The organism is Clostridium tagluense, assembly GCF_003865095.1.
GTDB lineage: Bacteria > Bacillota > Clostridia > Clostridiales > Clostridiaceae > Clostridium_AD > Clostridium_AD tagluense.
This window is the reverse complement of record NZ_BHYK01000008.1, coordinates 43,255-69,066: the sequence shown is the minus strand read 5'-3', so window position 1 is coordinate 69,066 and position 25,812 is coordinate 43,255. Positions and strand designations below refer to the sequence as shown.

General features: G+C 29.3%; 28 protein-coding genes and 1 other annotated feature. Of the genes, 5 read left to right on the top strand and 23 right to left on the bottom strand.

The genetic code is table 11. From position 1 onward, the window contains the following. The 7 genes from Ctaglu_RS08930 to Ctaglu_RS08900 form a co-directional block, all read right to left on the bottom strand. On the bottom strand, nt 1-720 hold the full coding sequence (locus Ctaglu_RS08930) for a response regulator transcription factor (protein WP_125000189.1): 720 nt from the start codon (nt 718-720) through the stop codon (nt 1-3). Between the two features lie 138 nt (nt 721-858). After that, nucleotides 859-1,635 (bottom strand): hypothetical protein, encoded by a 777-nt coding sequence (locus Ctaglu_RS08925; protein ID WP_125000187.1) that lies wholly within the window; start codon nt 1,633-1,635, stop codon nt 859-861. A 3-nt stretch (nt 1,636-1,638) separates the two neighbouring features. Continuing rightward, complete coding sequence (locus Ctaglu_RS08920; protein ID WP_125000185.1) at nt 1,639-2,526, bottom strand: ABC transporter ATP-binding protein; 888 nt, start codon at nt 2,524-2,526, stop codon at nt 1,639-1,641. Nucleotides 2,527-2,549: 23 nt separating this feature from the next. Continuing rightward, complete coding sequence (locus tag Ctaglu_RS08915) at nt 2,550-3,569, bottom strand: hypothetical protein (protein ID WP_125000183.1); 1,020 nt, start codon at nt 3,567-3,569, stop codon at nt 2,550-2,552. 336 nt (nt 3,570-3,905) lie between these two features. Beyond that, nucleotides 3,906-4,736, bottom strand: coding sequence for a 4Fe-4S binding protein (locus Ctaglu_RS08910; RefSeq protein WP_125000181.1), 831 nt, complete (start codon nt 4,734-4,736; stop codon nt 3,906-3,908). Next, nucleotides 4,729-4,887: a CD1871A family CXXC motif-containing protein gene (locus Ctaglu_RS08905; RefSeq protein WP_164946440.1), complete on the bottom strand. Its 159-nt coding sequence runs from the start codon at nt 4,885-4,887 to the stop codon at nt 4,729-4,731. The genes Ctaglu_RS08910 and Ctaglu_RS08905 overlap by 8 nt, the downstream gene beginning before the upstream one ends. A gap of 132 nt (nt 4,888-5,019) precedes the next feature. Next, the gene (locus Ctaglu_RS08900) at nt 5,020-6,117 is read right to left on the bottom strand and encodes a TlpA family protein disulfide reductase (protein ID WP_125000177.1); all 1,098 of its coding nucleotides are present in this window, start codon (nt 6,115-6,117) and stop codon (nt 5,020-5,022) included. 182 nt (nt 6,118-6,299) lie between these two features. On the opposite strand from Ctaglu_RS08900, the gene Ctaglu_RS08895 reads away from it, so the two are divergent. Then, on the top strand, nt 6,300-6,797 hold the full coding sequence (locus Ctaglu_RS08895; RefSeq protein ID WP_125000175.1) for a cupin domain-containing protein: 498 nt from the start codon (nt 6,300-6,302) through the stop codon (nt 6,795-6,797). Between the two features lie 74 nt (nt 6,798-6,871). On the opposite strand, the gene Ctaglu_RS08890 is transcribed toward Ctaglu_RS08895, so the two are convergent. The 8 genes from Ctaglu_RS08890 to Ctaglu_RS08855 form a co-directional block, all read right to left on the bottom strand. Further along, complete coding sequence (locus tag Ctaglu_RS08890; protein ID WP_125000173.1) at nt 6,872-7,444, bottom strand: phosphatase PAP2 family protein; 573 nt, start codon at nt 7,442-7,444, stop codon at nt 6,872-6,874. 44 nt (nt 7,445-7,488) lie between these two features. Next, nucleotides 7,489-8,337: an undecaprenyl-diphosphate phosphatase gene (locus Ctaglu_RS08885; RefSeq protein WP_125000171.1), complete on the bottom strand. Its 849-nt coding sequence runs from the start codon at nt 8,335-8,337 to the stop codon at nt 7,489-7,491. 190 nt (nt 8,338-8,527) lie between these two features. After that, entirely contained in the window at nt 8,528-9,433 is a 906-nt protein-coding gene (locus tag Ctaglu_RS08880; RefSeq protein WP_125000492.1) for a sensor histidine kinase, read from the bottom strand. 41 nt (nt 9,434-9,474) lie between these two features. Continuing rightward, nucleotides 9,475-10,221 carry an ABC transporter permease gene (locus Ctaglu_RS08875; protein WP_125000170.1) on the bottom strand — a complete coding sequence of 249 codons (747 nt, stop codon included), beginning with the start codon at nt 10,219-10,221 and terminating at the stop codon, nt 9,475-9,477. Beyond that, on the bottom strand, nt 10,214-11,134 hold the full coding sequence (locus Ctaglu_RS08870; RefSeq protein ID WP_125000168.1) for an ATP-binding cassette domain-containing protein: 921 nt from the start codon (nt 11,132-11,134) through the stop codon (nt 10,214-10,216). Before Ctaglu_RS08870 ends, Ctaglu_RS08875 begins: the two co-directional genes overlap by 8 nt. Nucleotides 11,135-11,286: 152 nt before the next feature. Next, nucleotides 11,287-11,991, bottom strand: coding sequence for a response regulator transcription factor (locus Ctaglu_RS08865; RefSeq protein ID WP_125000166.1), 705 nt, complete (start codon nt 11,989-11,991; stop codon nt 11,287-11,289). 223 nt (nt 11,992-12,214) lie between these two features. Beyond that, nucleotides 12,215-13,465, bottom strand: a complete 1,251-nt coding sequence (locus tag Ctaglu_RS08860) for a dicarboxylate/amino acid:cation symporter (protein ID WP_125000164.1) — start codon at nt 13,463-13,465, stop codon at nt 12,215-12,217. A 56-nt stretch (nt 13,466-13,521) separates the two neighbouring features. After that, nucleotides 13,522-14,979 carry a UDP-N-acetylmuramoyl-L-alanyl-D-glutamate--2,6-diaminopimelate ligase gene (locus Ctaglu_RS08855; RefSeq protein ID WP_125000162.1) on the bottom strand — a complete coding sequence of 486 codons (1,458 nt, stop codon included), beginning with the start codon at nt 14,977-14,979 and terminating at the stop codon, nt 13,522-13,524. A 147-nt stretch (nt 14,980-15,126) separates the two neighbouring features. On the opposite strand from Ctaglu_RS08855, the gene Ctaglu_RS08850 reads away from it, so the two are divergent. After that, the gene (locus Ctaglu_RS08850; RefSeq protein WP_125000160.1) at nt 15,127-15,990 is read left to right on the top strand and encodes an AraC family transcriptional regulator; all 864 of its coding nucleotides are present in this window, start codon (nt 15,127-15,129) and stop codon (nt 15,988-15,990) included. A 177-nt stretch (nt 15,991-16,167) separates the two neighbouring features. On the opposite strand, the gene Ctaglu_RS08845 is transcribed toward Ctaglu_RS08850, so the two are convergent. From Ctaglu_RS08845 to Ctaglu_RS08835, 3 genes are all read right to left on the bottom strand, one after another. Further along, nucleotides 16,168-17,271: a sensor histidine kinase gene (locus Ctaglu_RS08845; RefSeq protein ID WP_125000158.1), complete on the bottom strand. Its 1,104-nt coding sequence runs from the start codon at nt 17,269-17,271 to the stop codon at nt 16,168-16,170. Then, nucleotides 17,249-17,959 (bottom strand): response regulator transcription factor, encoded by a 711-nt coding sequence (locus Ctaglu_RS08840; protein ID WP_125000156.1) that lies wholly within the window; start codon nt 17,957-17,959, stop codon nt 17,249-17,251. Before Ctaglu_RS08840 ends, Ctaglu_RS08845 begins: the two co-directional genes overlap by 23 nt. Before the next feature lie 131 nt (nt 17,960-18,090). Then, complete coding sequence (locus tag Ctaglu_RS08835) at nt 18,091-18,798, bottom strand: M15 family metallopeptidase (protein ID WP_125000154.1); 708 nt, start codon at nt 18,796-18,798, stop codon at nt 18,091-18,093. A gap of 334 nt (nt 18,799-19,132) precedes the next feature. Here Ctaglu_RS08835 and Ctaglu_RS26170 point away from each other — a divergent pair, with 334 nt between their 5' ends. Together Ctaglu_RS26170 and Ctaglu_RS08830 are read left to right on the top strand one after the other, a co-directional pair. Beyond that, nucleotides 19,133-19,267, top strand: coding sequence for a hypothetical protein (locus tag Ctaglu_RS26170; RefSeq protein ID WP_267901266.1), 135 nt, complete (start codon nt 19,133-19,135; stop codon nt 19,265-19,267). Continuing rightward, nucleotides 19,212-19,490 (top strand): WYL domain-containing protein, encoded by a 279-nt coding sequence (locus tag Ctaglu_RS08830; protein WP_125000152.1) that lies wholly within the window; start codon nt 19,212-19,214, stop codon nt 19,488-19,490. Before Ctaglu_RS26170 ends, Ctaglu_RS08830 begins: the two co-directional genes overlap by 56 nt. 28 nt (nt 19,491-19,518) lie before the next feature. On the opposite strand, the gene Ctaglu_RS08825 is transcribed toward Ctaglu_RS08830, so the two are convergent. The 5 genes from Ctaglu_RS08825 to aspS form a co-directional block, all read right to left on the bottom strand. Further along, the gene (locus Ctaglu_RS08825) at nt 19,519-20,172 is read right to left on the bottom strand and encodes a Type 1 glutamine amidotransferase-like domain-containing protein (RefSeq protein ID WP_125000150.1); all 654 of its coding nucleotides are present in this window, start codon (nt 20,170-20,172) and stop codon (nt 19,519-19,521) included. Between the two features lie 63 nt (nt 20,173-20,235). Further along, on the bottom strand, nt 20,236-21,258 hold the full coding sequence (locus tag Ctaglu_RS08820; protein ID WP_125000147.1) for a S66 family peptidase: 1,023 nt from the start codon (nt 21,256-21,258) through the stop codon (nt 20,236-20,238). 104 nt (nt 21,259-21,362) lie between these two features. Further along, nucleotides 21,363-21,878 (bottom strand): GNAT family N-acetyltransferase, encoded by a 516-nt coding sequence (locus Ctaglu_RS08815; protein WP_373861668.1) that lies wholly within the window; start codon nt 21,876-21,878, stop codon nt 21,363-21,365. A gap of 104 nt (nt 21,879-21,982) precedes the next feature. Next, nucleotides 21,983-22,111 (bottom strand): hypothetical protein, encoded by a 129-nt coding sequence (locus tag Ctaglu_RS26165; RefSeq protein ID WP_267901263.1) that lies wholly within the window; start codon nt 22,109-22,111, stop codon nt 21,983-21,985. A 512-nt stretch (nt 22,112-22,623) separates the two neighbouring features. Further along, complete coding sequence (gene aspS / locus Ctaglu_RS08810; RefSeq protein ID WP_125000145.1) at nt 22,624-23,913, bottom strand: aspartate--tRNA(Asn) ligase; 1,290 nt, start codon at nt 23,911-23,913, stop codon at nt 22,624-22,626. Nucleotides 23,914-24,337: 424 nt separating this feature from the next. Beyond that, nucleotides 24,338-24,566 (bottom strand) — a binding site (T-box leader). A 234-nt stretch (nt 24,567-24,800) separates the two neighbouring features. On the opposite strand from aspS, the gene Ctaglu_RS08805 reads away from it, so the two are divergent. Beyond that, entirely contained in the window at nt 24,801-25,772 is a 972-nt protein-coding gene (locus Ctaglu_RS08805; RefSeq protein WP_125000144.1) for a helix-turn-helix transcriptional regulator, read from the top strand. Nucleotides 25,773-25,812 lie beyond the last annotated feature (40 nt).

Genomic DNA, 25,812 nt, shown 5'->3' with positions numbered 1-25,812 from the left:
CTATTCGTCCTTTACAACAAATTTGTATCCCAGGCCTTTAATATTAACTATATATTTGGGCAATGAAGGATTATCCTCTATTTTCTCTCGGAGTCTTCTTATGTGAACCATAATTGTATTGTCAAAGCCTATATAATCTTCTCCCCAAACTCCACTGCAGATTTTTTCCTTGCTGAGGATTTGGTTTGGGTTTTTCAACATATAAGCTAACATCTTAAATTCTTTTGCTTTTAACTGTATTGACTCACCATTCTTTTTAAACTCTATCTTTTCCTCATTTAATTCAAAAGGTCCAAAAACTATGGTTTTGCCTTTTTCAGTCTTATCTTCATCAATATAATTATTCCTTCTTAAATGAGCCTTTACCCTATATGCAACCTCTTTTGGACTGAAAGGCTTTGTAATATAATCATCAGCCCCTAAAGCAAAACCCAAAATCCTATCTAGCTCTTCCGTCTTAGCCGACATAAACAAAATTGGGGTTCTAGAAGTCTTTCTTATCTCTTTGCATACATCATATCCGTCTCTACCCGGCATCATTATGTCCAAAAGAATAATATCTGGGTCTAAACGCGATACTAAATCTATTGCTTCTTTTGCCGCTATTGCAGTATATATATTTTCAAAACCCTCTTTTTTAAGTACAGTAGATAAAAGTTTTAATATATCTTCTTCATCATCAACTATTAGTATTTTACTTTTATTAATTGAATTCTCCATAATTATCACCCCTTAAAATTAAATCATCACCTGAAAATGCTCTCTTAAATACTTCAAAAGACTAGACAATTATTAATTGTTTAGTCTTTTGAAATGTCTTTAGGTTTCTAACTATATAATACCATAAAAACTAACTTATTATCTTTTTCCTTCTTTTATAAATGCTTTGTAGGTAACCCTTGGTAAAAATACAAAACCAGCAACAACTATTAATATTTGAACTATTATTAATGCCATTGGAACCTTGTATCTTATTAATTCTGATGACATCATTCCCCAAAGTGGAGTTACCCCAAAATATTTTGCGTATCCACCTTGAGATAATATTCCACTTAGTATATATGGCACTCCCATAAGTAGACCCCCAAAAATAAAAGGTATAGAAGCTGATTTACTTATCGCCGATAGATATAATCCGAGTTCTGAGAAAAAAAATGAACCTATTATAACAGTTATTATAAGTATAATCATCATTTGCAATACAGTTATGTTTGAACCACTATTTCCAAAATACCAAAGCTCTTTTAATGGTAAGTCTAAACCACTAAAATTTGATTTTATTAATCCATCTATATATATTATAAATACTATTGATACATTAACTATTGATGTTGATATGCCTGCACCAATCCATTTTGCCATTACAACCTTTTTCTTTCCATTTTGGGTCGTATTGATAAGTTCATTCATATTAGAGCTATATTCAAGTGTATATGTAGCTGAAATTATCATAAAAGTTATTAATCCTATAAGTGGTACGATTCCATAAATTTTACTAAAGACATCTGCCCAAACCTCTGCACCTGTATCTGGCCTAATTAAAATTTTAGAAAATAAAAGTAAAACAATCCAAGTTATTATTATGCTTGGTTTTAATAACATTTTTCTTATTTCTGATTTTATAAGAATTCCCATAAGTTACACCTCCCTAGTATTTTCTAAATCAAAGTAAAACATATATACATCCTCAAATCTTGGTTCTATGCTTTGCGCTGATGCATATAGAGGCATTTTATCGCTTACTACCCTTAGCTCTGTAATATCCGCACCCCTTTGAATGTTAACTACCTTATAATCTCTTTGTATATCCATAACTTCATTTTCTTTATTTGTTGTAATCTTATACACCTTTCCATTCATGCCATCTAATATATCTTTATGATTTCCTTTTATTATAACGCTACCATTTTTAATCATTATAGTTTCTCTAGCTACTGCTTCTATATCTGAAATAATATGAGTTGATAGTATTATTATTTTATCTTTTGATATTTCAGCTATAAGATTTCTAAATCTTGCTCTTTCTTGAGGATCAAGCCCCGCTGTTGGTTCATCAAGTACAACTATTTGAGGGTCATTTAATAATACTTGTGCAATTCCAACTCTTCTTTTCATACCACCAGAAAATTTACCAACTGCTTTATTTCTAACTTCATATAAGCCAACAAGGTTTAGTAGTTCGTCAATTTTTTTAGAAGCACTATTTTTGTCTATTCCCTTTAATGCAGCCACATATTTCAAAAATTGTTTTGCTGTAAAATTCTTATATGCACCAAATTCTTGTGGTAAATATCCAATAATATTTCTATACTCATCTTCTTTTTCATAAATACTTTTCCCATTATAAATAATTTCTCCACTTGTAGGCTTTGTTAATGTTACTATTTGTTTCATTAGTGTAGTTTTACCTGCTCCATTTGGTCCGAGTAGTCCATATACACCATTTTCTAAAGTAAGTGTTATATTATTGTTCGCATTCTTTTTTCCAAAGCTTTTTGTTAAATTTTTTATCTCAAGCTTATTCATAATTATTCCTCCTCTAATTTAAATTATCTTACTAATACTTTTTTAAATGACACTATGCTCATTGTAATTCCTGCCACTAAAGTCATCCCCAATATTCCAAGGCAAAGATTAATTAAGTCAAAGTTCATCCCAAAGAATTTTACATTTCCATAATATACGCCTGCAAACTGGTTAAAATAAAATAGTAAATTTACAAAATTAATACTATTTAATACCATTTGAACATTACCTGGAATTACTTTTACCATTGTTAACAATTTTGGAATAATAATAAACATCAAGAATCCGCTTGTAGCTGCAATTGAGCTTGTTGTTAAAAATGAACATAAACATGCAATTACACCTAGTGTAGCTAATATCAATATCATTATGCCTATCTTTAATATTATAAATTGAATTATAGTATATGCATCTCTTACTAAAATAGGGTTGTCTATTATTCTTATGACTTGTAGCCCTCCATTTATTGGCAAGCCATATTGGACTGCTGTTATTATAAATTGGATTACTAGATAAAACCCATATAAAACTGTTGGTATTAATATTCCAAGTCCTAATTTTGAATATAAAGCTCTGTTTTTATTTTTTGATGTAAGAATCAAATTTTCTACTGTAGACACAATTTCATCCGTGTATATATTGCAACAAACTATGATTAGAATTACCACCATAAAGAATGCCATAAGTGTATTGGTTGCTCTATAATCGAATACCTTCCAGAAGCTAACATCACTATACTTAGTATTTTCCATACTTTTCAGTTTTTTATGGGATATTTCCTTCATAGCTTTACTAAAATCATCTTTCTCCTGACTATTTGCCGCTTCCCTTATAGTGCCTATTTTTGCATCTAACTTTTCTTGTGCAATTACCCTGGCCGGTCTTGTATCTTTAATTAAATCATATTGCTCATTTCTATGTGATTTCTGGGTTTCCATCTGTGGTTTTATTAAAGCCATTGACCCGCAAAGTAAAATAAATATTATTGCTATAATTACTCCAATTTTTGATTTGAATATTTTCTTAAGTTCCCAATATATCATTTTGTTCCTCCTTATAAAAAGCGCCACCTTAGAATAAGATGAATCCAAGTGGCAAGTTTAAGTGAATGTCATCCGTTAAATCATCACCTGCGGTGCTGCAATATTAACGACTTCAGAAGGAGATCTAGACTTCCCACTGAAGTTTTCTTTTAATCGTAGTATGTGACCCCCACTTATAGAAGTGGGAGACCTTCCTTCTGAAATGTCGTTAAAATCTTATCTTGCTATAAATACATTATATAACCCTAACCTTATCTCTTGATAACATTAACCTTAAATAAACCTTACATAATAAAAAGTGCCACCTAGGTGGCAAGTTTAAAAAAATTTCATCCATTAAAATCGAAACCCTTTTTTTATAGCCTTTGTAGGACATGCTTTTACACATTCTCCGCATCTAATACATTCAGCACTATTAGGATTTTTATATATCTCTATATTCATCTTACATTTTCTAGCACAAGCACTACAGTTTGTACACTTGTTTTTATCTATTTCATATTTGTAAAAACTCACTTTATTAAATAATGAGTAAAATGCGCCTAAGGGACATATATACCTACAAAATGGTCTGTATATAAATATTGAAGCGATAATAATACTAATTAGTACAAACATCTTCCATACAAATAAGCATCCTATTACTCCCCTTAGTGATTTATTCATTAAAACTAATGGTATTCCGCCTTCTAGCGTGCCCGCGGGACATATGTATTCACAAAAATATGGAGGACTTATTCCAAATTCATTTACTAAAAACATAGGTAATATTATAACAAATAATGCCAATATAATATATTTTAAATATTTAAGTCTATTATTCACTTTTTCATTTACTTTTATCTTTTTAGAAGGTATTTTATATAATAAGTCTTGAATAAGACCAAAGGGGCATAACCACCCGCATATAAATCTACCAAATATAACACCAAATAAAGACATAAGCCCAACTATATATAATGAAAAATTATATTTTACAGTTCCTATAACCGCCTGCAAAGAACCTATCGGACAAGACCCCAGCGCTCCAGGACAAGAGTAACAATTTAAGCCTGGAACACAAACCTTCTTTGTGGCCCCTTTATATATGTTGCCTTTTAAAAACCCATTTACATTTGCATTTGTGGTTATAGCTACAACAATTTGCGTTATTCTTCTTTTATCCAATCCCTATACACTCCAAACATATATTTATTGCTTTTTTAAATACAATTCGCACTTCATTCCTATATAAGCCAGTAGAAATAAATAAGATGCTCATCATTAAAATCCCATATTTTATATAACCTTGATTTTTACTAACCTTATTTGAATTCATATAATTCACATCCTTGTTTTTCATTTGCTGTAATTAGTTTATAATAAAACTTCTGCTCTTAAAATCATATTTCCCAATTACCATACATACCCCACCTATTATAAGGTGAGGTATGTTATTTCTAAACTATGTTTAATTTTTTATACTTTTAAGCCTAGCTTGAATTTCTTTCTTATAGTCTTCTTTACTATGTGAACCAACTAAAAAGTCTCCAACAATATTTCCTTCGCTATCAACAAATAATGTAGTAGGAACTCCTGAAACATCTTTCAATATATTATTTTTAATGCTTTCATCGGGAATAATATTAGTAAACTTCGCGCCCTTTTTTTCTAATATTTTTTTAGCTAATTCTTCATTATCCTCGTCAGGTGTATCTGAAACAAGACCAATCACATTAATCTTCTCACCTTTAACCTCTTCATAAAGCTTTTGAAGATCTGGCATTTCTTGTATACATGGTCCACAATATGTAGCCCATATATTTATCATAGTAAGCTTACTACCTTTGAAAATACTACTATCTATTTCTTTTCCATCTAAAGTTTTAGTTTTAAACTCAAACTTCTTATATTTGTTTAATTTTTCTTTTTCTGATACTGGCTTAGATGTTTTAATCAAACTTTTAAAATTCTTAATTTCTCCATATACTTCTTTAAAATCTTTTTTAGATTTATCTGATAATCCACTTTCTTCCGGTACATCATTATGTAATAAATAAATTTCAAAATTAGCTTCTTTACCTATTAAATCCTTATTTTTAAACTTAGCGAACAATTCTTTTTGTACTTTTCCTGGGGTTTTACTTTTGTCTATAGTTACTATAGTACATAGTTCTTTATTTTCTTTTAATAAATTCATAAGGTCTGTTTGAAACTTTTCTATCTTTATTTTGTCTGTTTCCGGTATTTTTTGTGAATCCTTATTTAATTTTTCCATCTTGTCCATAGTTTCAGTAGCTATAAAGCTAAACATAAGCTGTCCTATTATATTTTCTTCTCCATCAAGTCCAAGTAAATCTATATTTTTCTCTTTTGCTTTCCACTTATCTGGTAATTTATATTCAATACCTAAATTTTCAAATTTCTTTCCTGCATCTTCTTTTTTAGTTTCTGTTTGTTCCGTTTTATTTTGAGTTTGTTTTGAATTTTCTTTTGTTTGCTTATTACAAGCCACCATAGATATACAAAGCACCCCTACTATTAATATTGTTAAAAATTTTCTTTTCATAATCAATTCTCCTTTATTTACAACTCATATTTTTACCCTTACGCTATAAGTAAATTATATAAGGTCAACCTTATCTCTTGATGACATTAACCTTAAATAAACCTTACAAATAAGCTTGTCACTATTAACCTATTTGATTATAATTAAATATAATCAAATTTTTTTAGCAAAGGAGATAAATTATGTACTCATCCCAATACTTTATTGACACACTAAATATGGAAGCTCATCCTGAAGGTGGTTTTTACAAAAACAGCTTCTGCTCTTGTGAAAATATTAGCTCCAATAACCTTAAAACTAAGTTTGAAGGTGAAAGAATACTTTGGACTAGTATTTATTTTTTATTAAGAGATGGAGAAATTTCAAGTTTTCATAGATTAAAATCAGATGAAATGTGGTACTACCATGCGGGCTCCCCTCTTACAATATATATGATAAGTCCAAATGGAGAACTTACTACAAAGCAATTAGGTCTTAATATAGAAAATGGAGAAACTCCGCAGTTCCTAGTACCTAAGAATCATATCTTTGGTTCTGCTATGAATAGCCCAGGATACTCTCTTGTTGGCTGCATGGTATCACCTGGATTCGACTTTAAAGATTTTGAAATAATTGAAAGAGATGTTCTCTTAAATAAATACTCTGAACATAAGGATATAATAATTAAGCTTACAAAATAAATATGACTTTATAATTAAAGGCCCTACTAGAATAAATAATTCTAGTAGGGTCTTACTATATTAATATTATATTTTTATTTGCTTTTAAACATCTTGAATTTAATAGTAAAATGTTTATCTAAATATTTATTTAGACCTTTTTTCATACAAAACTTATAAACCACAATAGTAATATAAGACCACATTCCAGCTATAATCCACCCACCAAAAACATCTCCTGGATAGTGGACTCCCACATAAACCCTACTAATTCCTACAAGAATTAAATATATAACTATAAACCCACTCATAAAATAAGCGATTTTTTTATTCTTTATTCGTTTAAATATAATGTAAATAAGTACAATTCCTATAGCCGTAGAAATAGAAGAATGACCGCTAGGGAAACTATAGCCATCAGACTCCATTAACCATATTCCCGTTGGTCTATTTCTTTTTATTGTGTTTTTAAGTATCAAGTTTGTAAAACCAGTAACCCCGATATTAAATACACAACAAATAGCTTCTACTTTCTTATTGAAAAGGTATAATATAATAAAAACTAATGCGGTTAATAAAAACTGAGGAGTTGTGTCCGAAGAGCTTGAAATAGCAATAAAAAATTTATCCCATCCTAAATTTATAGAATTTCCTAAATAATAAATCATTTTAATTTAACCATCCTCTCTATGCTTTCCTCTCAAATCAGTAATTATGTTAAAGTAATGATCTTAGTTAATACTAATATCCCAAGTAAAGTACCTACTACTATTCTATATACTGCAAAGACTTTCATTGGCTTCTTTTTCAAGTAATCAACAAATTTTTTCATAACAATTAAAGCTACTAGAAAAGCTACAACAACTCCAACTATTAATGCAATCCATAATGTCAGTGTCATTATAGAATAATCAAATTCGAATAAATCCTTACCTGTTGCTCCTATCATAGCAGGAATTGCTATGAAAAATGAAAACTCTGCTGCTACCGGTGTTGATAATCCTGCAATCCACCCACCCATAATTGTAGAAGCACTTCTCGACATTCCTGGCCACATAGCAAGAAGTTGTAATAAACCAATTTTAAATGATTGAACAGGAGTTATGCTATCTATACTTCCTACTTTATGACGCTTATTTCCAAATCTCTTTTCGATTATTAGTAACAATAATCCACCAACTATAAATCCTACTATAACAGCTTCTGGTATAAATTTAGATTTTATTTTATCATATAATAATACTCCTGCAACTGCCATGGGAATAGATGCTGTAATAACATTTATCCCAAATTTAAATCCTTTTTTACCCTCTTTTCCTTTGGTAAATATAAACTTAAAAAATTCTATTATGCTTTCTTTAATCTTCTTCCAATATAAAACAACTACTGCCATTATTGCTCCAAGTTGAATTACAACTTCAAACATCTCTGCAAATTTTCCTTGAAACCCCATTGCCCATCCAACTAATATCATGTGTCCTGTAGAAGATACTGGCACAAATTCTGTTAGCCCCTCTACTATTGCTATTACGATTGCTTTTAATAAAAATATTATATCGATGATTTATCACTCCTTCGAAACTAATTATAAATATATATACATAGTTTATAATAATAATACATAACTTACTATCTGTAAAGCTTACAGGAATATGACGTGTATGTAAGATTCATAATTTTAAATAAAAATAGCAAATAAATAGTTAAACTATCCATTTGCTATTTTTACATCAAGTTCATATTTAATAATATTATTTTATATATTTCCATTCACACATTATAGAAATCCTATTTTCTTCAAGCTTTGATATTATTACTCCATTCATCTTTTCCATTAAACTTTTTACAATAGAAAGCCCAAGTCCTACACCTTTTCCTGTTCTCACCTTGTCTGCCATGTAAAATCTATCAAACATATGTAATGCATCTTCTTCCTCAATGCCTGTACATATATTTGAAATTTTAAAAATTACTTTATCATCACATTCTTCTAATTTAATCTTAATATCTTTCTCTGCATATTTTAATGTATTGGAAAGCAAATTATCTAATATTCTCTCTAAACTATCCTTATCGCCCATTATAAAAATTGCCTTATCCGAAATGCTTATTTTGGGTTCTACCCCTTTGCTCTCAAAAGCTTCATAAAATGATAAAATTTCGTCACGTACTATATTAGTTAAATTTACTTTTGTCATCTCTAATTCATAATCTTCACTTTCTATTGAAGCTAACTCAAAAAAATCATTTATAAGAACATTTAATTTATTGGTTTTATTTTCAATTATTTCTAATGCCTCTTCTTTATCTATACCATTCTTCTTAAGAAGTTTCAAATATCCTATTATTGATGTTAAGGGTGTCCTTAAATCATGAGACATATTAGCTATCCCTTGTTTTAATGTATTTTCAAACATTACTTTTTCTTGTTCATTTCTTCTGTAAAGTTCTAAATATTCATTAATTTCAAAAGCTAAGTCTTCTATATATTTATCAGCTATTTCAGTATTAACTTTTTTATTGTTTTCTCGCACTCTAAAATTTTTAATTTGCTTAGTTATAGCTCCTATTTCTCTTTTATATAAATGTAGCTTAATAAGTGCTACTGCCAAAATTAATACTAGGAAAATAATTATTAAAATAATACCTAAATACATCTCATTTCTCCTACTCATATAATAAAATTTTCACTTATCATTTACTTAATATCCTCATGCCTTACATATAACATACTCACTGCAATTGTTATAATAAAAGTTAAAAGCGATGAAATTATTCCAAGTATGATATCTTCTTTAAGTGCAAATCTCGATATTGCTCCTCGCCCAGCAACATAAGGAAGAAGAATATATGTACCTATTTTTGAAAAAGACAACTGAACACTCAAAAAAAATATAACTGGTGAAATAAATGTACAAAGAGCACTCTTTGTTATCATAGCAATCATAGCAATTATACATATCGTGGCTATATTATACATTATGCCAATAATAATTACTCTGGTTAAATATAAAATAGTACTTAAATTTAAGACTTCACAAAACCCATAAATTATTGAAACATGTATAACTAAAATTGTTGTATAAATTATTTCTAAAAATAAACAAGCCATTATAAATACTATTAATTTACTTAGTATAACCTTACTTCTCCTATATCCATAACTGAAACTTTTACTTATATTATTATTCTTAAAATCCTTAGCAATAAATTCTCCGCCTAATAATGCAAATATAAAACTGGTATATATAATATATTCGAATGCGTATTCTATTGAATATGCTCCATTCATAAGAAAATTAGAATGTGCTTTCTGAAGTCGTTGTATATCCTTATCCCATACAGTAATTAAAAAAAATGAAGCCCCTATCGCTAAAAATATTATCCCAATAAAATAATTGCTTTTTTTTAATTTGTAAAATTCTCCTCTAATTAAATTACTCATTACCTTTTCCTCCAACTAGCTTGGTAAAATAATCCTCCAGAGATTCACCCATTTGCATTATTTCTTTAACTCCTATGTTATGTTTAGATAGAGCCATAGTAACCTTTTCCCCGTCAAATTCATCATATATTCTTATGATATTATTTGGAAAAACTTCAAAGTCTTTTATTCCAATCTCATTTTCTAAAATAACTGAGACATCCGAAGAATCATTTACTTTCAAATGAAGATAAGTTCTACATTTATTTAAAAGTTCATTGGCCGTCATTTCTTCAATTAATTTCCCATCATTTATAAAACCATATCTATTTGAAATGTGAGTAAGTTCAGATAACATATGACTTGATATTAAAATAGTGGTTCCTCTTTCTTTATTTAATTTAAGTAAAAGCTCTCTTATTTCTTTTATTCCAATTGGATCTAATCCATTCATAGGCTCATCTAAAACTAAAAATTCTGGTTCACTTAATAATGCCATAGCAATTCCTAGTCTTTGTTTCATTCCTAATGAAAAATTCTTGGTTTTCTTTTTCTCTACATCCTTAAGTCCTACTAAATTTAAAGTCTGATCAATACATTTGTTTCCTGGAATTCCTCTTTGAATTTTAACAAGTTTAAGGTTTTCCTCCGCAGTCATGTTAAGATAAAGAGCTGGTGATTCTATTAATGTACCAATCCTACTTCTTTCCTTAGTAATCTCCTTCTCCTCACTATGTCCAAATAGTTCAACTTGTCCATTATTAGGTATAACAAGACCTGCAAGCACTCTAATAATAGTTGTTTTTCCAGCACCATTTTTTCCTATAGCTCCATATATGTCACCTTTTTTAATGTTTATGGATAAATCATCTAAAACTTTGTGATTACCATATGTTTTTGTAATGTTGCTAGCTCTAATTATATATTCACTCATTTTTTACCTCCTTATGAATCATACTTTTATCATAACTTATGTTTCATAAGAAAACTTTGCTAAAGTCTTTCAAAAGTCTTAAATCTTCTTAATAGATAATATTAATTATTGCTTTTTATATTAAATCATCATCTGCGATGCTTCAATATTAACTATTTTCTTAATTTATACCCCATTGCCCAAATTGTTTCTATGTAATCTTCACCATTATTCGCACTAGATAGCTTATTTCTTAATCTACTCACATGTACACTTACAGTATTATCATCACCTAAAAATTCTTCTCCCCATATACTTTCAAAAATATTAGATTTACTGTATACCTTATTGGGATTAGTTAATAATAATTCTAGTAATGCAAACTCTTTTGCAGTTAACGTAACTATGTTTTGTCCCACTTTTACTTCTTTACTTTCTGTATTTAAACTAATATCTTTATAATGCAAAATATTATCTCTATTTTTCTTTTTCTCCTGGGTGGAAAATTCTAAATATCTTCTTAAATTAGAATTAACTCTTGCCACCACTTCATCTGGATCAAATGGCTTACAAATAAAATCATCCGCTCCACTTTCTAATAATTCTACCTTAATTTTTAGTGATGTTTTTGCAGTTACTATAATTATTGGTGCTTTTGTGATTTCTCTAATTTTTAATATAACTTCTTCTCCACTAATCCCTGGAATCATCAAATCTAATAAAATCATATCCCACCATTCATTTTCTACACACATTAAAGCCTCTGTCCCTGAAAAAGCTGCTCTAGCTCTATACCCCTTATTTTCAAGAATAGTACAAAGTAATTTATTGATATCCTTTTCATCTTCAACTACTAAAATCTTAGCTCTTTTATCCATATTTTAGCCCTCTCCAAACCTTGCTCTCTTACAACAAGGTTTGTTGCAATCTTTTAATGCAGTTGTCATAGCATTAAATTCTATAATTTTTTATGCTTTTCTATCTATATCTTACCATGTTTCCTTCCTAAATTGTATGAATGTGTAAATTAATATATTTAAAATAAACCTGTTTTCTTGAATATTTTGTTAATTTGACTTATATTATTTCACCTTTCATTCTTTAACTAACCTTTAGCCACTTCTTCCCATCAACAAGTCTTGAAACCATCATTGCACACACTGTGTTCCCTGTTGAATTTAATACTGTGGCTGGTGCATCTATAATTGTACTAATAACAACTATTATAGGAAGTGCTTCAGGTGGAAATCCATAAACACTTATTATAAGCATCTCTCCAATCATTCCTCCCCCTGGTATTGCTCCCATAACTGCTCCTACTAAAAAACTTACTGCCAATATGGATAATATGATTGGAATACTGTTAATTTCTTTACCAAATAATCCAAATACAAATACTATTTTTAACACTCCCCCCATAACAGAACCATCCTTATGCGTATTAACTCCAAGGGGTATTACAGTTTCTGCAATGTCTTTTGGCACACCTATTTTCTGAGTGGCTTCAAGATTAACAGGAATTGATGCAGCACTTGAACATGTAGCTAATGCTATTACTGTTGGTGAAATTGCATTTTTCCAAAATGCTCTAAATCCCATTTTCCCTGCTGATAAATAGGAATATATACTAAAAAATACAAAATAATTTATTGCTGTCAACCCTAAATATAAGAGGAACACCTTTAAATATCCTTGTAATATCTGTGTTCCCAGCTGCCCTACAACTGATGCAAAATAACATCCGAGTCCAATTGGAGCATAGTACATAATAATGCTTACCATTTTCATCATTATAGTTGTAGCTGAATTTAAAAGGTTTTTTACAACTGTTGCTTTTTCACCAACTAATGCTGTTGATACTCCAAATAACACAGAAAAAATGATTATTTGAAGCATATTATTTTTAGAAAATAAACCTGAGAAATCTCCCACTGTAACTGTGTTTACTAATCGTTGTGATAAAGATACCTTTCCAGCTTCTGTTCCAATTTCCCCTCCCACCTTAGATAAAATAGTTTTAATAGCCTCAGCATCTAATCCTTTAGTTGGATTAAATATCAATGCTCCCACAATAGCCAAAATACCAGATATCAATGCAGTAATCACAAAAACTATTGCAATATTTATCATTATCTTACCAAGTCTATTCATACCCGTCATATTAGCTATAGCCGACGTTATACTAAAGAATACTAAAGGCACTATTATAGTAAACATCAAGTTTAAGAATATTTGTCCAAAGGGCTCCAGTACTGTAGCCTTTGGCCCTAATATAATACCTATTATTCCACCTAGTAGTATTGATAAAAGTAGCACCAACGACATTTTATAATTCTTTAAAAAGTTCTTCATATATATTTAACTCCTTCCAATATTAAAACTAAATCATAAACTTCATTGCTGCAATATTAATGGCTAAAAAAATACTCTCTCACTACTTCCTCGTCACTAAAATGTATAGTTTCGTCCTTTAGTACTTGATAATTCTCATGTCCTTTTCCTGCAATTATTACTGTATCAAAGGCTTCTGCCATACCGAGCGCTTTAGAAATCGCTTGCCTTCTATCCTGTATTTTTTCATAGCTGCAGCTTGTTTTAATCATTCCTACTTCGATTTCATCAATTATTAAGCTTGGCTCTTCTTTTCTAGGATTATCTGAGGTAATAATACAGTAGTCACTATACTTTCCTGCTATTTCGCCCATTTTTGCCCTTTTACCTGTGTCTCTATTTCCACCACATCCAAAAACTAAAATTATTCTACCTTTAGCAAATTCCTTAACTGAGGTTAATATATTTTCTAGCCCATCTGGTGAATGAGCATAATCTACTATAGTTAAAATACCTTTGCTATTTGGTATAGCTTGAAATCTTCCCGGTACTCCCTTTATTTCTTTAACAGCTTTTATTATGTCATCTAAATTTAGCCCTAGCCAGTAGACACTTGCAATTGCAGCTAGTGCATTATATACGCTAAATCTTCCTGGTATACTAAGCTGAACTTCTCTAATCTCATTATTATGAACAAGATTAAAATTCACGCCACTGCTTGTATACTTGATATTTATTGCTCTAAAATCACAATCATTTTCTATGCCGTAAGTTATGAGTTCACAATTAGCGGTGGCCATTATGTAAGTTGCAATTGCATCATCTATATTGATTATTCCTTTTTTACACATTTTAAAAAGCTTTAACTTAGCATTTTTATAATTTTCCATAGTGCCATGCTCTTCTAAATGGTCTTGAGTTAAATTTGTAAATACACCAATATCAAATTTACATCCATAAACTCTATCCTGGGACAATGCTGAAGATGTTACCTCAATAACTGCATGGGTCGCTCCATAACACAGCATTTCTGCAAATGATCCTTGAAGCTCAATTGAATCAGGTGTAGTTGGATTTAACTTTTTAGTTTTCATCTTCTTCCCAGCAACAGTATTTTCTATAGTACCAATAATTCCACATTTAACTTGAAGTGCTTGGAGTATTTCTGATATAAAATAGCTAACTGAAGTTTTTCCATTAGTACCTGTAACCCCTATAATCTTTAGTTTTTCTGTTGGATTTTCATAGTAATTTTTAGCTATGATAGCCATTGATTTTCTTGCGTCCTTAACTTTAATAACTGTAATGTCCTCTGGTATATTAGGAATTTCATATTCTACAACCAATGCTATAGACCCATTACTTATAGCGTCCAATACAAAATCATGTCTATCTATATTTTTATTTTTCACTGCAATAAAAAGTGAATTTCTGTCTACGTTTCTTGAATCCCAGGTTATACTGCATACCTCCAAATTAAGATCCCCCACTAATATCTCGTAATCTATGCCTTTTAATATCTCATACAATTTCACATTATTCCCTCCTATAAGATATGGTATATATTTACCATTACTATTAACTATTATATGCTCTACATTTACTATTTTTATTGTAGTTAATGCTTAATTCCTTGCATAAAGTGCTATAATATAATAAATTTCTAATATTTGAGGTGCTATATGAAGGATAATATTTCTACGCAAAAAGTAAAAAGAGGATACCTTAATGAAGATTTCCTCTTCTTTAACCTAAAAGATCAGAAAAAAAATGAATTTGAAATTCACTACCATGACTTTAATAAAATAATTATTTTCGTCTCAGGAGAAGTTACCTACATAATTGAAGGAAAGTCTTATAAATTAAAGCCTTGGGATATATTACTAGTTGGCAGAAATGATCTTCACCTACCGATAATAAGCCCAACTGTGCCTTACGTCCGAATGATACTGTGGCTAAATCCATTGTTTTTAGAAGGACATAATAAAAATAATTGTGATCTTCTAAGTTGTTTTCAATTGGCATCTGAGCGAAAGCTCAATCTTATTAGATTGTGTAACAAGAATATAAATTCCTTAAAACAAAATCTAGCGGACCTTGAAGAAGAGGTGCAAGATATGGCTTTTGGTAGTACTATATTAAAAAACGCCTTATTTCTTCAGTTCATGGTAAAAATAAATAGATTATTTCTTGGAATGGATATTAATAAAAATATTGATGACATTAAATATGACCCTAGAATTGAAGATATTTTGAGCTTTCTAAACTCAAATCTAGATAAGCACTTATCTATAGGCATGCTATCAAAGGTATTTTACCTAAATAAGTATTATTTGATGCATTTATTTAAAGAAGAAACTGGCTATACAATATATAACTATATACAAAAAAAACGAATTATAAAAGCTTCAGATCTTATAAAAAGTGGCATGCAGACAGGAGAAGTTTGCGGGCAATGTGGCTTTGGGGATTATTCCAGCTTTGTACGCGCCTTTAAAAAGGAATTTGGATTGTCACCTAAACAATACTATAAATCCAATATATGACTACAACAAACTTTTCCATATCCCTTATGCTTATATAAATTATATAAAAAAATTACCTATAGCCCAAACACTTTCTTCAAAGTGTCCATCCTATAGGTACCATTATATATAACTCTTGTTTTCTTATAGCAATCTTATTATCCACAATGTATTTCATAATTAATTTCCAAAACCTTATCAACTACCCAAGGGCAATTTAATTATAAAAACAGTTCTCTCATAATTGCTTTCAACAAAAATTTCACCTTCATGAAGCTCTATTATACTTTTAGTTATAGCAAGACCGAGTCCTGAACCTCCAGCAAATTCTGAACGTGACTTTTCAACTCTATAGAACCTTTCAAAAATAAAAGGTACATCTATACTTGGTATTGGTTCACCATAATTAATTACCTCTATAACCGCACTATTATTTTCTTTCCTAGTACATATGTCAATATACTCAGTTCCACTTCCATAGTTCATACCATTAGAAATTAGATTTTCAAACGCTCTAGCTAATTTAACTGCGTCAGCCACTATTACAAGTTTATCCTCAGAAAAATATGTCCTACATTCTATATTTTTTTTTCTAAACTGTGGATTAAATTCCAATACCACTTGATTTAAAAGTTCAATTACATTTATTGATTCTTTATTTAATTTTAAAGTACTATTTCTCATTATAGTATATTGAAATAAGTCATCAATTAAAGTATTCAATCGCTTTGATTTTTCATAAGCAATACTTACATAGTATCTAAGCCTAACTTCATCTTCATATTTATCCTTATCTATGAGTTCAAGATACCCCAATATTGAGGTCAATGGAGTGCGTAAATCATGAGATACATTTGTTATTAATTCATATTTTGTTTGCTCTGCTCTCCGCTCTTCTTCTATTGATTTATTTAATTTATTTATTATTTCATTCATATTTTTAGCTATTTTCCCAAGCTCTGCTTTCGATTGTTCTGGTATTTTTTTATCTATCCTACCCGCGGCTATTGCTTTCATATGTTCATCAACTTCTACAAAGTACTTTAGCTTCTTGTAAAGCAATGAATGAGAGTAAATTAAAAAAATTATTATCCATAGTGCAATTGCTACATTTATAAAATTGATAGATAGCCTTAACCTAAAAATTATAGCTGACAGTTCTTGTGAATCACTTATAAATATTTCTATGAAAAATTTCCACATAATATAAAGAATAGCCATAGTTAATGCTGAAAATATAAAGGTAATCAATATATTAAAAACTATTTTTAACTCTAATTTATATATAGGTTTTCTTTTCAATTTTATACCCCACTCCCCATATAGTATGAATAAGCTTCTCACCCTCTAAAACCGCATCAAGCTTTTCTCTTAATTTACTCATGTGAGTCATAACTGTATTATTTGATTGATAATATTTTTCTTTCCAAACTCTTTGAAATATTTCTTCTGCACTAAAAACTCTTCCTGTATTATTAGCTAAGATGTGTAATATTTCAAATTCTGTAGATGTTAAAGCAATAATCTTATTATTTGCTTCTACCTGATGAGTGGATTTTTTTATTTTAAGTGGTCCTATAACTATCGTATCGATATCTTTTAATTCATCACTATTTTTATCAAATTCGTAAATTCTTCTAAATATAGCCTTTACCCTAACCATGAGCTCTAGAGGATTAAATGGTTTTGCCATATAATCATCTGCGCCTAACAATAACCCCTTTATTTTATCTGAATCTTGATTTTTAGCACTTAGCATAATTATAGGTATATTAAGCTTCTCGCGAACTTTGTTACATACTTCTAATCCATCAATTTTGGGCATCATTATATCTAATATTATAAGACTTATATTACACTTATCAATAACCTGCAAAGCTTCTTCCCCATCATATGCCTTATAACTATTGTAACCTTCATTAGTTAAATATATCTCAATTAAATTAACTATTTCTTTATCATCATCTACAATTAATATGTTTTTACTCATATACTCACTCCATTTGTTTACTCTTATAGAGTTTTAAGCCTATAACTTATACATCTTTAATAATTATATATTTTAAAAATAGATTTGTCTAACATGAATTTTTTTATGCTTTAATTATATGCTTTGATTGTTTAAGATTTTAAAAATTCCTCTAAAGTAATATCCTTCGAGTAAATTTTCTCTGAATTCTGAGTTCCCACATACCTTACATGCCAAGGTTCATAATTATAACCTGTAATCTCTTCTTTACCTTTTCCATATCTTATTATAAATCCAAATTTATAAGCATTATCTTTAAGCCATATACCTTCTTTGGTGTATTCAAAGCCTGTACTTTTTTTAGAATTAGTTATATCCATTGCAAGTCCTGATTGATGTTCACTTTTACCTGCCTTTGCCACATAATTATATGTATATCCTTTTCCGTTTGTTTTAATACTATTTTTATATAACTCCTTTTGAGTTGCATAAGATCTATAACCAGATAATGCGTAAAGTATAATGCCCTCCTGTTCACTTTTTTCAAATAACTTTTTAAGTGCATCACCTGCATCTCCTTTCATCTGCATTTCCTCATTTGACACGGTAGAATAAAATCTGATATTTGGAACTTTTAAATGATTTGGAACATAATCTTTATCTAGTTCATTTTTTCTATTCACCAATATTAAATTACCATCCTCTACATTGCTATTCTCATTGGACATATCTTTGACAGTTTCAATATAAGTGTTCCTTTCAATTACACCCCCTATAACTTTCAGGCTACCATATCTGCTATTTATGTACATTAATCCTATAATCCCTAAAATTAAAATTATTGTAATTTTCTTTTTCACTTTAAAGTCCTCCTTATTTATTTTTAGTTAGCTCAGAGACCCTGGGTCCCCCTATATCTCAATGGTGGAGTAGCAATTTTTATTCTCCCCCACCCCCAGAATTTCAAACAAAATCTTTTAAAACTTCTTATATAGATGCTCGTAGTAAAATGCATATTCCTTACTCTCTTATATTACAAAAATAACCTTAAGAAAATTGTAATTAAACCTTAAGATTTCTTAAGATTTAATTTTACTAAGCAATATTATAATAATATATGATATTCTTAAGCAGAGGAGAGATGATTACTTTATGGCAAGAAGAATATAAAAAATGAGAATAGGAGTCTGATCTATGAGACTTCACCGACTACTCGGAATTATTATGTTGCTTAATTCCCGCGGAATAATGAAAGCTGTAGTAAAGGATTATAATGACTTATGGTGCAGTGGTAAAAAATTTCGAATGGTATATGATAGCTTTTCGTGAATTTAAAAACGAGATTAGGATTTTTAAGTGCAGCAGAATTGATAATATTGAAGTGCTAGATGAAATTTTCAGGGTGGCTGAGAATTTTCATCTAGAAGAGTTTTGGAGAAATAACAACTATCACTTTGTAAGTGATAAATATGTCATAAAATGCAACTTCGAAACGATAAGCAATTGGAGATTTATGCTCCCACTGAAGTTTTCTCTTTGTTATAGCATGTGACCCCCACTTATAGAAGTGGGAGGTTCCCTTATGAAATGTCGTTAAATCTTCCATTTTCTATAATTTTTATATTCCCATAAAATTTTGTTTCATTATCTTTTATTATAATTCCATCTCCATCATTACATATATAACAAATTCTTCCTGTATTTTCTGTGTATTCTTTTAAAGCATTTAAATAGCTACTATCTTGATTCCAATGAGGCATAAAATCAAAATCTACTAAATCTAATGAGGATAAGTCTGTTAACCCAACTATATTTTCATCACCAAATTGTGAAACTACAATATCCTTTGACATCATTATTGCCCCAGCACTTAATCCAAAAATACACCCTCCATTTTGAACGTATATTCTAAGCCTATCTATTAAATTTCTTTTCTTCAAATTGTTTAAGAAATAATATGTGTTTCCACCTGAAAGATAAATAACATCTGATTTAAATAGTTCTTCTATATTATCTTGGTTATAAAATTCATCAATATCCAAATAATGAAATTCAAAGTCACCATATTCACTTAAGCTTTCTTTATTCATTTTATAATACTTAAGTGCTATATCTGTCATTGATGCAATATAGGTTAAACTGTATTGCTTATTTGAAAAAAGCTTTCTTACACTATTTTTAAAATCTGCATTATCATTTTCAGTAAAATCACTGAACAAAACTAATGTACCCATAACATCATCTCCTTAAAATATAATAAACTCTTTCATTAGCACCACAGTATTATCATAATGTATTTATACCATTTGTTGCTTTATTGTTCCTCTACCGTTCTCATAAAAAACTTCTGCATAAGAACCATTTATCAATGTTAATTGAGGTGGTAAATGCCCGATATCAACATTATAAATTATAGGTATATTATTATCTTTAAATGCAAAAGTTAGTGCATCTAAAAAAGTAAAGTCGTCTATAGCGTCAAGCCCTTCCGAACGCCCGTATAAAATCCCTTTACAATTTACAAACCACCCACTCATTTTCATCTGTAATAATGTTCGATATACATCTGCAGCATTCATTTCACAACTTTCAAAATACCATATGAAACCATCATCATAATATTTATCAATATATTCTTCTACAGGGGCATATGGAGTTCCAATCAATTTACATATGACATCTAAGTTTCCACCTATTAATCTTCCTCTAAATTTGTAGTTGAGGTCTTCGATTAGTGACTTCCAAATAACTTTTTCTGTTAAATTATACGGAGGAAATGTCGTATCAGTTATCTCAAACCATTCCTTTTGATAATATTCTAAATTTTGTTGAATAAACTTTTCATTATTTTTAGCCATAATATCTAATGAAGCCAAAACTGAATCATCAATTGAACTGCTTCCAAAGTCCAATAAATTAGGTCCATGTAAAGTTGCCATATCTAGCTTCAACATTAAAACAAATAATAACATGCTTGTATCTGAAAACCCCATAATCCATTTAGGTGGAAGTTTTTTTAGTAAATCAAAATTTAAAAAAGGAAGCATATCCATTAATAATTCTCCACCCCATGGTGGAATAATTGCTTTTACCTTCTCATCACAATATAGAGACATAAATTCTTGTGCTCTAATTTCAGGTAAAGCACTTGTTAGTTTCGAAATATTCCTAACAGAATCAGTTTCAACACACTTATAACCCATCATTTCAAGTTTTTTAATTGAATTATCTATTTTTTTTGATATAACCCCTAATACGCCCATAGATGGCGCAGTAATTCCTATAATATCTTCTTTTTTAAGTGGCAACGGATATTTCATAAAATCAACTCCTTTGCATATCTTTTATATTCCTTCTTTTACTAATGTGAACATGATAATCCCTCACGTATAATTCTAAAACCACATAAACTCTATCCTACAACCTATACCTCTATCCAATATCTTTGAGTTACTTCACCATCATCCATCACTTCATTTTCTAAAACTCCACCATTATTTATTATTGTTTTAGCAGAACCTAAATTATTTTTATCACAAGTAACTAAAGCCTTACTAATTCCAAGTTCTTTTGCTATAGGTAAGGCCATAGATAACATCAATGCACCATATCCTTTTTTTCGTTCTGATGGACGAATACCATAACCGATATGCCCACCAAAATTAAATAGGTAATCATTTAAATAGTTCCTAATATTTATTGCTCCTATAATTCTTTTATTTTCTAAAACCAGAAAATACATGTGTGATGGAACTAAGTGTGCTGGACAAGTATTCACATTTTCCATTTTATTAGTGTGCGTAAGCCATGATTCATAATCCATACCCAATAATCTTGCACCATAGGGGGTTATTTCTTCTCCAGAGTTTTCCCATTCATTAATAAAATCATAATATTGTTCTTCCATCTCATTGTTAGCTCTTAATAACTCGATTTTCAATTCTATCCCTCCATTATTTCATATGCCTTGGCTTAAATAAAATCTATATGTTTTTATTATATTAAAGATATTTTCTTACTCTGTTTATTTCTTCTTCAATATTTTCAATAACCCTCATCTAATAATTGAGAGGTAGCAAAATCCTGTATCTCTACTCCAATTGACAGATTATAATTTTCTATTGCATCAAATTCATCTATGTGACCAACACATTGTTGTAATTGAAAATTCATTATGCATCCCTCTTTTCTTGACTATTTTTAAATTTCATTACCCTTATCATAAAATTTTGCTGTATTTGTATAAAGATTTTTGTTATCTATTTTTATCCCCTCTTATACACTGGTATTTTCATATTAAGCTTTTGTAAAACAAAAAAACTCCACGAAATCACTTAAGAAGTGACTCCGTAGAGTTATCTACGTGTAGGATGGTCCCTGTACCGCTAGTATAAACCAGGTACACTCACTGAATATAATAATATATTACAATCTTACAAATGCATTGTCAATACATTTTTGGAAATTATTATTTTATTTGGTTATTTATAAATTATTTTCTATACTTCTATTTTAGACTTTTTTTCAATCTATTTAACTCTTCATCAATTAGTTTTTTATCTAATCTTTCAAACAATATTTCAAACTCTCCTATAGCAACATTAGCTTTCAAATCAACGCATCTCCAAATAGTGAATTTAACACTTTTAATGCAGATTCTACTTTTGCTGTTTTTGATACAAAAACTAAGGCACGAGTCTTGTTCTATCTCTAGGAAAAAGAGATGACTCTCTAACATTTTCAAGGCTTAATAATTGTGCTGTTATTCTCTCTAGTCCTATAGCAAGCCCTCCATGAATAGGCATTCCATGTTTAAATAATGAAGTATAATTCTCGTAATTTTCTGGAACTAAGCCTTTATATTCAATGTTTTTTATTAACATATTATAATCATGAATTCTTTGTCCTCCAGTAGTAATCTCAACACCTCTAAATAATAAGTCAAAGCTCCTTGTTTCTTCCTCCCCATAAGGCATAGTGTACATGGGTCTTTTTCTTCTTGGATAATGAGTTAAGAATATAAAGTCACAACCTAACTTTTCCTTAGCATATCTGCAAATTAATTTTTCTCCTTCTGGGTCTAAGTCTCCATCTAAATCTGTTTTATTATATTCCTTTTCTAATATTTTTAAAGCTTCACTAAATTTAATTTTTGGTATTTTGTCTTCTATCTTTGGCATATCTGCATTTAATGTTTCTAAATATATTTTACCCTCTTCTTCTACTTTATTTAATATAAACTTTAATAACCTTTCTTCCATTTCCATAATATCTTCTTCATCTTTAATAAATCCCATTTCAAGGTCCATACTTATATATTCATTTAAATGTCTAGTGGTATTATGTTGCTCTGCCCTATACACATGTGCTACTTCAAAAACTCTCTCAAAACCAGCTCCAACCATCATTTGTTTATAAAATTGAGGACTTTGAGCAAGGTATGCTATATTTTCAAAATATTTCACTTGGAACATGTCAGTTCCACCTTCGGTTCCTTCTGCAACAATTTTAGGGGTAAATATCTCGGTAAATCCTTCATTAATTAATAATTGTCTAAACCCTCGAACTATAATATTTTGAATTTTAAATATTGAATTTACTTTTGCATGTCTTAAACTTAATACTCTGTTATTTAACATAGTATCTAAATTTATTTCTAATTCATCCTTATTTATTTCAATTGGCAACTCTCCTATTGAGCCATTAATCACTTGAAATTTTTCAATTAATATTTCAAAAAAATTTAGCGCATTATTACTTTCTTTAACTTCTCCAATTATTGATACAACTGACTCTAATTTTACTCCACTAATATCCATACAACTATTCTCTACAACACATTGCACCAGACCAGTTCTATCCCTTAGAATAATAAATGTAATATTTTTTAACTTTCTTACACGATATACCCAACCTTTTATTTCAACTTTCTTATTTATGTGATTTTCTAATTCATTTACCATAATTCTTTCCATAATTTTTTCCTCCTCATTTTTTTATAATTTATTTTATACATCATCTGTCATTAATAATTAATTCTAACCACACTTACTTATTTAAAAATTACCCTTAATTAACACTTTGAAGCATATATATGAATAAACCTAAAATCCTCTTATAATAAGCCTATCAGTTTCTATATATTCTAAAAACATTTAACACCACCTACCTATTATCTATTTTCTTTAATAGATCCACCTTTTGATTGAAAAATTAAAAACCCCTTGAGCCATAAGCTCAAGGGGCAAAAATATCGCGATACCACCCTTGTTTAACTACGTTAATTCAAATTTATCAAATATTAAATAACACCATCAATAGATTGCGCTCTTCTATTGATATACAACTAATTCAACTGTTTAGTTGAATTAAAGCAACTAAAAAAAGCCATCTCTCCATAATAGAAGTGAAAGCTATATTCACGGTGCCATTCTAATTCGATAAAGTTAAAAATCAACTAAATCATCTCTAATCCCTTTAACGGTGGAATCCGACTTATCCTACTATATATTTCAAATAAGTATCTCCAGGCTGTCATTTCAATATTACTTTTCTCGTAGAGCTCTCACTGCCCTCTACTCGCTTTGGATACTAAGATAATATTTACTATTCCCTTCAAAGAATTCTGAATATTCATTTTCTATATATTACTGCTTATTTTTTTAATTGTCAATACAAAGTTTTTTCTATTTAAATCCTGTGGTATATATCCAAAACCATACTTTTACAAAAATCTCTTTAAATAAATTCTTTAATTCCTTATAATGGTTATAATTAATATTCTGTGCTAGACTTTAATAAAATCATATTTTCACCTATGGTATTTTACTCAGTAAAAAAATAAAAATAGGAGTGTGATCTCATGAGACTTCACAGGCTACTCGGAATTATTATGCTGCTTAATTCCCGTGGAATAATGAAAGCTGGAGACTTAGCTAAAATACTTGAAACCTCAGAAAGAACTATATACAGAGATATGGACATATTATGCGAAACAGGCATTCCTATTCTGTCAGTTCCAGGTCCCAGTGGAGGTTTTTCTTTTATGGAGGGCTATAAAATCAATTCAAATAACCTCGCGAGTGAAGATGTAGTTAATCTATTACTTTCAAGTATGGGTGTCCACTCAGAAAAAAACACTGAAATGGCACAACAACTTAAAAATTCCATTATTAAGCTTGAAAATACTGTATCAAAAGAACATAAAGAAGAAATTATAAAGGCTAAGGAAAAGTTCTTTATTGATTCAGACCCTTGGTGGGGCAAAAGAATACAAAATCAGAATGTAGATATAATAAAAAAATCAGTACTTAATTTAAAAAAATTAAAACTTCATTATAAAAAATATAATGGGGAAATATCTGAAAGGATTATACGACCTTACGGTGCGGTAGTAAAAAATTCGGATTGGTATGTAATAGCCTTTTGTGAATTTAAAAATGAGATTAGGATTTTTAAGTGTAGCAGAATTGAAAATATTGAAGTGCTAGCTGAAAGTTTCAACATCCCTCTTAACTTTTATCTGGAAGAGTTTTGGGAAAATAGTAAGCATCAATTTATAAGACAAGCATACCTTAAGGTAAACCATGATTCATATGCTGTTAAAATTAAATTCTATGAGGAAAAGAAACGAACTCTTGAAGGTTTTTATATACTTTCTTCCATTAAAGTTGCAGATAATTGGATTTATGATATAGATATGATAAGTTTTCAAACTGCCTGCAATGTAATCTTTCCTTTAAGTGATCGGATTGAAATTTTAGAACCTATAGAACTTAGAGAGTATGTAATTAAAAAAATAAATAAAATTTTAAATTTATATAAAGTTAAATAAATTCCTGACATACTGTTGGCAATGATTACTTGATATAATT

Excerpts from the sequence above, each read along its gene's own strand:
- Ctaglu_RS26170 (WP_267901266.1), top strand. The coding sequence starts at position 19,133 with ATGAGACTTCACCGACTACTCGGAATTATTATGTTGCTTAATTCCCGC.
- Ctaglu_RS08915 (WP_125000183.1), bottom strand. The coding sequence starts at position 3,569 with ATGATATATTGGGAACTTAAGAAAATATTCAAATCAAAAATTGGAGTA.
- Ctaglu_RS08890 (WP_125000173.1), bottom strand. The coding sequence starts at position 7,444 with ATGATTTATTATTTAGGAAATTCTATAAATTTAGGATGGGATAAATTT.
- Ctaglu_RS08905 (WP_164946440.1), bottom strand. The coding sequence starts at position 4,887 with ATGAATTCAAATAAGGTTAGTAAAAATCAAGGTTATATAAAATATGGG.
- Ctaglu_RS08900 (WP_125000177.1), bottom strand. The coding sequence starts at position 6,117 with ATGAAAAGAAAATTTTTAACAATATTAATAGTAGGGGTGCTTTGTATA.
- Ctaglu_RS08820 (WP_125000147.1), bottom strand. The coding sequence starts at position 21,258 with ATGAAATATCCGTTGCCACTTAAAAAAGAAGATATTATAGGAATTACT.
- Ctaglu_RS08895 (WP_125000175.1), top strand. The coding sequence starts at position 6,300 with ATGTACTCATCCCAATACTTTATTGACACACTAAATATGGAAGCTCAT.
- Ctaglu_RS08805 (WP_125000144.1), top strand. The coding sequence starts at position 24,801 with ATGAGACTTCACAGGCTACTCGGAATTATTATGCTGCTTAATTCCCGT.
- Ctaglu_RS26165 (WP_267901263.1), bottom strand. The coding sequence starts at position 22,111 with ATGAATTTTCAATTACAACAATGTGTTGGTCACATAGATGAATTTGAT.
- Ctaglu_RS08830 (WP_125000152.1), top strand. The coding sequence starts at position 19,212 with ATGACTTATGGTGCAGTGGTAAAAAATTTCGAATGGTATATGATAGCT.
- Ctaglu_RS08850 (WP_125000160.1), top strand. The coding sequence starts at position 15,127 with ATGAAGGATAATATTTCTACGCAAAAAGTAAAAAGAGGATACCTTAAT.
- Ctaglu_RS08930 (WP_125000189.1), bottom strand. The coding sequence starts at position 720 with ATGGAGAATTCAATTAATAAAAGTAAAATACTAATAGTTGATGATGAA.
- aspS (WP_125000145.1), bottom strand. The coding sequence starts at position 23,913 with ATGGAAAGAATTATGGTAAATGAATTAGAAAATCACATAAATAAGAAA.
- Ctaglu_RS08840 (WP_125000156.1), bottom strand. The coding sequence starts at position 17,959 with ATGAGTAAAAACATATTAATTGTAGATGATGATAAAGAAATAGTTAAT.
- Ctaglu_RS08865 (WP_125000166.1), bottom strand. The coding sequence starts at position 11,991 with ATGGATAAAAGAGCTAAGATTTTAGTAGTTGAAGATGAAAAGGATATC.
- Ctaglu_RS08925 (WP_125000187.1), bottom strand. The coding sequence starts at position 1,635 with ATGGGAATTCTTATAAAATCAGAAATAAGAAAAATGTTATTAAAACCA.
- Ctaglu_RS08920 (WP_125000185.1), bottom strand. The coding sequence starts at position 2,526 with ATGAATAAGCTTGAGATAAAAAATTTAACAAAAAGCTTTGGAAAAAAG.
- Ctaglu_RS08860 (WP_125000164.1), bottom strand. The coding sequence starts at position 13,465 with ATGAAGAACTTTTTAAAGAATTATAAAATGTCGTTGGTGCTACTTTTA.
- Ctaglu_RS08875 (WP_125000170.1), bottom strand. The coding sequence starts at position 10,221 with ATGAGTAATTTAATTAGAGGAGAATTTTACAAATTAAAAAAAAGCAAT.
- Ctaglu_RS08880 (WP_125000492.1), bottom strand. The coding sequence starts at position 9,433 with ATGTATTTAGGTATTATTTTAATAATTATTTTCCTAGTATTAATTTTG.
- Ctaglu_RS08825 (WP_125000150.1), bottom strand. The coding sequence starts at position 20,172 with ATGGGTACATTAGTTTTGTTCAGTGATTTTACTGAAAATGATAATGCA.
- Ctaglu_RS08870 (WP_125000168.1), bottom strand. The coding sequence starts at position 11,134 with ATGAGTGAATATATAATTAGAGCTAGCAACATTACAAAAACATATGGT.